Origin of the sequence: Sphingosinicella rhizophila, from assembly GCF_032378825.1 — a bacterium.
Classification (GTDB): Bacteria; Pseudomonadota; Alphaproteobacteria; order Sphingomonadales; family Sphingomonadaceae; genus Allosphingosinicella; species Allosphingosinicella rhizophila.
In genome coordinates, this window is record NZ_JAVUPU010000010.1 from 118533 (window position 1) to 126321 (window position 7789).

7 protein-coding genes are annotated in these 7789 nt (G+C 64.5%); all 7 read left to right on the forward strand.

From position 1 onward, the window contains the following. Positions 1 to 22: 22 nt before the first annotated feature. Complete coding sequence (locus RQX22_RS16990) at positions 23 to 574, forward strand: RNA polymerase sigma factor (protein ID WP_315728034.1); 552 nt, start codon at positions 23 to 25, stop codon at positions 572 to 574. Continuing rightward, positions 567 to 1607, forward strand: a complete 1041-nt coding sequence (locus RQX22_RS16995; protein ID WP_315728036.1) for a FecR family protein — start codon at positions 567 to 569, stop codon at positions 1605 to 1607. The genes RQX22_RS16990 and RQX22_RS16995 overlap by 8 nt, the downstream gene beginning before the upstream one ends. Before the next feature lie 134 nt (positions 1608 to 1741). Further along, positions 1742 to 4210 carry a TonB-dependent receptor gene (locus RQX22_RS17000; RefSeq protein WP_315728038.1) on the forward strand — a complete coding sequence of 823 codons (2469 nt, stop codon included), beginning with the start codon at positions 1742 to 1744 and terminating at the stop codon, positions 4208 to 4210. A 43-nt stretch (positions 4211 to 4253) separates the two neighbouring features. Then, positions 4254 to 5534, forward strand: a complete 1281-nt coding sequence (locus tag RQX22_RS17005; RefSeq protein WP_315728040.1) for an amidohydrolase family protein — start codon at positions 4254 to 4256, stop codon at positions 5532 to 5534. Positions 5535 to 5575: 41 nt separating this feature from the next. Further along, positions 5576 to 6631, forward strand: coding sequence for an amidohydrolase family protein (locus RQX22_RS17010; protein ID WP_315728041.1), 1056 nt, complete (start codon positions 5576 to 5578; stop codon positions 6629 to 6631). 156 nt (positions 6632 to 6787) lie between these two features. After that, positions 6788 to 7159 carry a hypothetical protein gene (locus RQX22_RS17015; protein WP_315728043.1) on the forward strand — a complete coding sequence of 124 codons (372 nt, stop codon included), beginning with the start codon at positions 6788 to 6790 and terminating at the stop codon, positions 7157 to 7159. A gap of 83 nt (positions 7160 to 7242) precedes the next feature. Continuing rightward, entirely contained in the window at positions 7243 to 7587 is a 345-nt protein-coding gene (locus tag RQX22_RS17020) for a hypothetical protein (protein ID WP_315728045.1), read from the forward strand. Positions 7588 to 7789 lie beyond the last annotated feature (202 nt).

The following is a 7789-nucleotide window of genomic DNA, read 5'->3' on the forward strand; positions in this document are numbered from 1 at the left end:
ATCCTCGCGCGCGAGGGGATCCATGGCGGCCGACAAAGTGGAACGGGCGAGTGTGAAAGCGACGGCGCGGGGCAGCCGCCTCGATGCACTGGCGCGTCGCCATACTGCGCCGCTGCGCCGTTACTTCGAACGGCGGGTGAGCAATCGCGAGGATGTGCCCGATCTCGTCCAGGACGTGCTGATGCGGCTGGCGCGGCTCGAGGATCTTTCGACGCTGGAGCAGCCCGAACATTATCTGTTCCGCACCGCCTCCAGCGCGCTGCGCGATCAGTTGCGCAAGGATGCCACCCATCATCGCCGCGCCCATGTCGCCTTCGATGCCGAGGCGCATGGCGGTTCGGATTTTTCGCCCGAGCGCGTCTTGGCAGGGAGGCAGGCATTGGCGGCGGTGCATGCGACGCTGCGGACATTGCCGGAAAGGACCAGGGACATTTTCGTGCTGCGCATGTTCGAGGAGCAGAAGACGGCCGAGGTCGCCGCGGCCATCGGCATTTCCACGCGCGCCGTCGAAAGTCATTATGCGCGGGCGCTCGCCGCCGTCGCAATCGCCTTGAGGTCGCATCGCGATGACTAGTTGCGGCACGCCCGTCTCCGACCTTCCCCTGCTCGAACAGGCGGCCGGATGGTTCGACCGGCTGCGCGCGGACGGCCTTGGCGATCAGGAGCGGCTTCAGTTCGAATCCTGGCGCAGCGCCGATCCCGCCCATGCTTTGGCCTTCGCCGAGGTCGAGGCGGCGCACGGCACGGCTGCCGCCCTCGCCGACAGCAATGAAATGCTCGCGCTTCGCCACGAAACCTTGTCGCGGCTGGTGATGAAGCAGCCGGCAACGCGCCGTCGCGGTGCGATCGCGGCCGGTTTTGCCGCGGTCCTGGCGCTGGGTCTCGGCTGGGTGACTTGGCCGAGCGGGCAGGGGTCAACGCCGCCGGCCGAGCTCGCCGCCAACTCGCCGGGCGTCTATGAGACCGCGGTCGGCGATCGGCTGAGCGCGCGGCTCGATGACGGATCGACCATCATTCTCAATACCGGCAGCCGCGTCCGCGTCGCGTACGGCGCGGCCGAACGGCGGCTGGTGCTGGAAAAGGGCCAGGCTTTGTTCGAGGTCGCCAAGGGGCGGAAAAGGCCGTTCATCGTCCAGGCCGGCGACCAGATCGTCACCGCCCATGGCACCGCCTTCGACGTCCGGCTGGAAGGACCCACCGCAAATCCTGGTGCCAGGGTGAAGGTCGCCCTGATCGAAGGATCGGTGACGGTTGCCAACCGCGCGCAGCCGCGCGCACGGCCGACGCCGCTGCGGCCGAACGAGATATTGGTCGCAGCTGGCGCCCAGATGCGGGTGTCCTATTTCGCGGAAGCCGAGCAGGTGACGAGTTGGCGCGACGGTCTCGTCATATTCGAGGATGAAAGCCTGGCCGAGGCGGTCGCGGAAATGAACCGATATGTCCGCCAGCCGATCGTTCTGGGCGACGAAAAGGTCGGCGCCGTCCGGATTAGCGGCGCCTTCCGAACCGGCGAGAGCCAGGCCTTCGTCGAAGCGCTGCAAATGTCCTTCCCGGTCCGGGTCGCGCAGCACTCGCCGGAACGCATCGTCCTCGTTGCCCGCCCCTGACCCGAGATTTTTTTCAACGGAGGGATTCGGCATTTCGGCGCCGTCACGTCTTTTCCCTTCAGGTACGCAAAGGCGGCCGGGACAGCAGGGGGAAATTCATGAACATGGTTGGCAAGCGCGCGCTTCGGCACTTGATGTTGGGCAGCATTTTCATGTCGTCGGGCGCGGCCCTGGTCGTGCCGGCCGGATCCGCCGCGCATGCGCAATCGGCCGCCGTCCGCAGCTTCGACATTCCCGCCCAGCCGCTCGACGCGGCGCTCAAGGCCTTTGCCCGCCAGAGCCGGCAGCAACTGCTTTATTCGCCCGCTTTGGTCGCCGGCCTCACCTCTTCACCACTCAAGGGCCGTTATGCGCCCGCCGACGGATTGCAGCGTCTGCTGCAGGGATCTGGCGTCCAGGTCCGGACCGCGCCCAGCGGCGCCTTCCTCCTGTCGGCGAACGAGGCGGGGGAAGCCGCGCTCGCGCAAGGCGGTCCGAGCGTGGAGGCCTATGAGGCACCCCAGGAAGATATCATCGTCACCGCCACCAAGCGGGCCGAGCCAGTGCGGCGCATCTCCGGATCGGTCTCGGCCCAGACCGGCGAGCAGCTCGACAAGATCGGCGCGCAAAGCCTGGCCGACTATCTCGGCCGGACGCCGGGCGTCGTGCTCAATGCCACCAACCCCGGCGACAGCGCGATCGTGATGCGCGGCATTTCGACGACGACAAACAAGGACCAGGGTCAGGCGACCACCGGCATCTTCATCAACGACGTGCCGCTGACCGATCCCACCTTTTCGATCGGCACGCCCGACATCGACACGTTCGACATCGACAATGTGACGGTGCTGCGCGGGCCCCAGGGCACCTTGTTCGGTTCGGCATCGCTGGGCGGCGCGATCAATTATCAGGCGAATCTCGCCGACGTCGATGGATGGGACGTCCGCGCCCAGGCGACATTGAGCGACACCCGCCATGGCGGCACCGGCGGCAGCGCCAAGGGCATGGTCAACGTGCCCATCGTCGACGGCGTTTTCGCCGTGCGGGGCGTCCTCGTCTATCGCGAGGATGCCGGCTATATCGACAATATCGGCACCGGAATTCGCAATTCGAACCGCACCATCACCAAGGGCGGCCGCTTCCTCGCCGGCTTCAAGCCCGGACCCGACACCAGCATCAATTACATGTATCTCGAGCAGAATCAGGAGAATGAGGATGCCGGCTTTCAGGCGCCGGAAACCGCGGGACGGCTCCGCAAATCGACCTTGTTCCCGGACACGTCCCGCTTCAACACGCGAATCCACAATCTGCGCATCGACCAGGAATTTGACTTTGGGACTTTGACTGCGACGGCGACCCATCACCGCAAGACCTATCGCGGAGACGACGATTATACCGCCGTGCTGACGGACGCACTGTTCGGGCTCGCGCCGATCCTTTCCTATTCGGACGGACATAATAGCGGCAAGACGTTCGAGGTCCGGCTGGCCTCCGCGCCCGGCGGCGCATTCGATTATGTGATCGGCGCGATGCACGACAATACCAGGGTCAATGTCGGTCAAAGCGTGACCGCGGCCGGACTGGAGGATCTGGTCGACGTCCTGTTCGGCCCGGGATCCGGGGCGGTGATCGCGCCGGGCGATCTGGTGGTGGCCGGCGTCATCTCCGGCCGCGCCAAGGAAAGCGCTATCTTCGGCGAGGGCTCCTATCATTTCGGCGACCAATGGAAGATCACGCTGGGAGGCCGCCTGTTCGACCAGAAACTGCGGCTGACCTCGGTCGGCGGCGGCCTGCTTCCTTTCCTGAGCGGCGCGCCCCTGGACCTCGAAGGTGTCCAGAAATCGTCCGGCTTCAATCCCAAGGCATCGATCACCTTCACGCCCGACCGCGATCTGATGGTCTATGCTTTGGTGTCGAAAGGCTTCCGCTTCGGCGGCCCGAACATCATACCGGCCGTGCCCGGATCGAACGTGCCGCAGCAATATGAAAGCGATTCCCTGTGGAATTACGAAGTCGGCATGCGGGCCGATCTTCTGGACCGCAAATTGCTGCTGGACCTCACCGCTTTCTATATCGACTGGAGCAACATCCAGCTTCGGCTGACCTCCAATTCCCTCAATTATGCCGACAATGCCGGCAAGGCGCGCAGCTATGGGCTTGAAGCGAGCGCGACGCTGCGGCCCGCGCCGGGCGTGTCGCTCATCTCCAGCGCCACCTATCTCAACGCCAAATTGTCTGAACCTTTCGATCCCGACCAGGAAGGGCCGGGGGCCGAAGTGCCGGCCGGGTCCACTTTGCCGGGGGCGTCCAAATGGCAATTGTCCAACATCGCCAGCTACGATTTCTCGCGCGGCAATCTGGATTGGACATTCCTGCTGTCGCATCGGTACATTTCGAAGGCGCCGGGCGGACTGGTGGTGGGCTCGCTCCTCACGGGTGCCACGCAGGGCGGCTATCATCTGCTCGCCGCGCGCGCCGGCGTGCGGCGCGACCGGATCGGGCTGACCCTGTTCGTCGACAATATCGCCGATTCCCATGGCGTGACCGGCGGCACCGCCGATCCGATCCAGCAATATATCGTGCGGCCGCGTACCTTCGGCATTACGCTCGACTACCGGATGTGATCCGCGGACACTCACGCGAAGCCGGGCGAAACTGGGGGCTGGCATGAAAAAGACGATTGCGGTCCTGGCGGGCCTTGCAGGCCTCGCCGGCGTCAATGCCACGGCGCATGCGGCGGATCGCCTGGTCATTCACGCCGGCACCTTGATCGCCGAGCCGGGCAAGCCGGCGCGGCAGCGCCAGTCGATCATCCTCGAGGATAAGAAGATCGTCGCAATCCAGGACGGGTTCGTCGCCGGCGGCACGATCGTGGACCTGTCCGACCGTGTAGTGATCCCCGGGCTGATCGACATGCATGTCCATGTCACCGGACCCGTCCAGATCGGCGAAGGCTCGCCGACGGCGTGGGTGGCCGAGCGCCGGCTCACCCGCGCTTCAAAGACGGTCTTGTTCGGCGCGTCGGTGGCGAAGAAGATCCTGCGCAGCGGCTTCACCACCGTCCGCAATCTCGGCGATCCGGCCAGTGTGGCCTATGACCTGCGCGATGCCATAAGGAGCGGCGAGGTCGACGGCCCGCGCATGCTGGTTTCGGAACCGCAATTCGCTCTGTCCGGCGGCGATTATGATGTCAGCGCATTCCAGGCGCGGCCGGAGTTCGAGCCATATCTGCTCAATCGCGGGTCCTGCGCCGGCGTCGAGGATTGCCGGCGTGCGGTGCGCGAGGAGGTGAAGCGCGGCGCCGACGTGATCAAGCTGCGGCTGTCCGACCTGGCGGCGATGGACCCGAGAGTGAAGACGGCCGAGCGGCCCGAGGAATTGTCAGCCATTATCGATACGGCACACGAACTTGGCCGGCGGGTGGCGGTTCATACGGCCGGCGTTCCGGCCGCAACCCGCCGCGCCATCGCGGCGGGCGCCGACACGATCGAACATGGTCCGCTCGACGAGGGCAGCATCAGGGACATGGCCAAGGCCGGGACCGCCTTCACCGCCACTCTGGCCGTTTATGAATGGGCCAAGCCCTTGTACAAGAGGCTGGGCATCACCCGCGATTTCCTCGGCGATGCCCAGGCCAGCGTCCGCGCGGCGCACGCGGCAGGGGTGAAGATCGTCTTCGGCACCGATCTGATGCCGGCCGCGATGAATCTGCCGCCAATCGAATTCCGCCTGCTGACGGAAAGCGGCCTCTCGCCGGCGGAAGCCTTGCGCGCCGCGACGATGAACGCTGCCGAAGCGCTCGGCCTCGACAAGGAGATCGGATCGATCGCGCCCGGCAAGGCCGCCGACATCGTCGCCCTCGACGCCAATCCGCTCGACGATATCAAGGCGATGGAGAAGGTCAGCTTCGTCATGCGGGCCGGCAAAATCTATCGCAATCGCGATTGAAGCCATTGGTAAGAACGGATCAGAATATGTCGGAGAAGAAGATGAAATCCACGGCGGCCATTTCCTTGCTCCTGCTCACCGCTTTGGCTTCGGCGCCTTTGGCGGCGCAGGCACCCTCATTCCCGCCGCCGCTGGCCGACCATCATATGCATATCAACGGCGAAGGCGTGGTGAACTGGATGCGCCGGATGGCCGAAAAGTCGCCTGAGGATGTGGCGGGGATGTCGGAGGATATCTTCAGAACCCGCTCCGGAACGGATGCGCTGCGGGAACTCGATCGCGCCGGGATCAAACAGGGTGTGCTCCTGTCCGCCGCCTACATGTTCGCCTCGCCGATGCTGCCGACGGAGGACATGGCCGCGAAGATGCGCGCCGAGAACCGATATGTTGTCGATGCGGCGAAGGCGTCGGGCGGCCGTCTGGTCGCCTTTGTCGGCATCAATCCGTTCGCCGGCAACGCACTGGAGGAATTGTCCTATTGGTCGCGGCATGGCGCGTCCGGCATCAAGCTGCATATGGGCAATAGCGAGCTCGATCTCGCTTCGCCCGATCATGTGTCGAAACTGGCCTCCTTCTTCGGCGCGGCGCGGGTCGCGCGCCTGCCCATCGTCATTCACCTGCGCGGCCGCGCCGACTATACGGCCGATGGCGTGCGCACCTTCATCGACAGGATATTGTCGCAGGCCGGCGACCTGCCGGTGCAGATCGCCCATGGCGGCAGCTATGGCGGCACCGATCCGGTGACCCTCGACGCGATCCGCGCATATGGCGATGCGATCGCGCGCAAGGCGCCCGGCACCGAAAATCTGGTGATCGAGATTTCCGCGGTCGCGCAATTCGACTTGAGCCAGGGCAAGGATTTGAAGGCCCATCAGGACCGGGTGGCCCAATATGTCGAGGAGATGCGGAAGATCGGCATGGACCGCTTCGTGTTCGGCAGCGACTGGCCCGCGCTGAGCCCGCCCACTGAATATTTCGCGGCCGAACGGACCAAGCTGCCGATCACCGATGCGGAATGGGCGGACATCGCCGACAATCGCGCGCCTTATCTGCTGCCGGCCTGGACCGACGGGCGGGCTGGCCGGAACGCGCACTGAAAGCAGGCGGGTGGAGAGCCGCGGAAGAGAAGGGAGACACGGTTCGGTGTCCAGGATAATGGCTCGCGCCGAATAGATCGCTTCCTGCCGGAAAGCGGAAATTCATCGGCTGAGCTACATAGTAGCTGCATGGCAGACCTTAGCTGCTAAGGAAGAATGATGCGACCTGGTGCAGCGATGCTGAGAAGACCTGGAGGACTGCTCGTTCTTCTCGCTTTCTTGCTGTCCCTGTTGCCGGTCGCGGCTCAGGCCACGGCAGCCGCCGCGTCGGACGAGCGGCTGGCGGTTCAACTTGCTGCGAGCCTGGCGTTTGAAGTCACAGCCTCGGGAAAGATTCCAGAAGCAAGCGCGGCGGCGGACCGCGATGGCAGCGAGTCCAGCGAAGGCGGCGGCGCGCCCCTCTCGCCGCGCCAGTTCACCGCTACGTCGCGCCGTCTCGTCGGCGAACATCTTCTCCCGCCCTCCACTGCGCCGCCGGCTTCTGCCGCCGCCGACGCTTACCAGGCCCGCGCATCTCCGCTTCGCTGACGATCGGCTCCCATCGGGAGCCTCTTCGCCAGTCGAACAACGCATGCTCTCGAACAGTCGGGGCGTGCCGCAAGAGGTGTATCATGAAACAAGCAAATGTGGTTTCGGTGCGGGATGTCCCGCCGGCCGATAGCGCCCCTTCGCATTACGGGGATCATCAGAAAAGGCAGCGCATCGAAGGACTGCTTCGTCGCTACCCCGAGACCAATGAAGCCGAAACGAAGGAAATTATCTCCTTCCTGACGACCGGCAGCCATCTGGACGTAGGTTTGGTCAGCGGCAGCGACCCGTTCAAGGATAAGGTCACGCGCTTCCGCGCGGAGCACGGCAGCCACTTCCGATTGAAGCTCTCCGAGGTCGCTCTCTTCCTCCTTTTCGTTGGAGGTCCAGTTGCCGCTACAGCTTGGCGCTTCCTCGGATCGGGATAAGGGGAGTTCTCAGCAATATGGTGGGCCCGGCGTTCACTCCCGCGCCGGGCCGATTTTTCTCTATCCTGTTAATGCCACGATCGTCTGTGATGGGTCGATGGCGGCCACGGTGTCACATCTGTAGCACCCGGCATTGCAAATGGAACACCTGCGCGAATGTCGGGAGACGACCGATTGTGTTGAAAAAGTCTGCTTTTGTCAT

Coding starts and splice junctions, on each gene's coding strand:
- RQX22_RS16995 (WP_315728036.1), top strand. CDS start 567: ATGACTAGTTGCGGCACGCCCGTCTCCGACCTTCCCCTGCTCGAACAG.
- RQX22_RS17020 (WP_315728045.1), top strand. CDS start 7,243: ATGAAACAAGCAAATGTGGTTTCGGTGCGGGATGTCCCGCCGGCCGAT.
- RQX22_RS17005 (WP_315728040.1), top strand. CDS start 4,254: ATGAAAAAGACGATTGCGGTCCTGGCGGGCCTTGCAGGCCTCGCCGGC.
- RQX22_RS17000 (WP_315728038.1), top strand. CDS start 1,742: ATGTTGGGCAGCATTTTCATGTCGTCGGGCGCGGCCCTGGTCGTGCCG.
- RQX22_RS17015 (WP_315728043.1), top strand. CDS start 6,788: ATGATGCGACCTGGTGCAGCGATGCTGAGAAGACCTGGAGGACTGCTC.
- RQX22_RS17010 (WP_315728041.1), top strand. CDS start 5,576: ATGAAATCCACGGCGGCCATTTCCTTGCTCCTGCTCACCGCTTTGGCT.
- RQX22_RS16990 (WP_315728034.1), top strand. CDS start 23: ATGGCGGCCGACAAAGTGGAACGGGCGAGTGTGAAAGCGACGGCGCGG.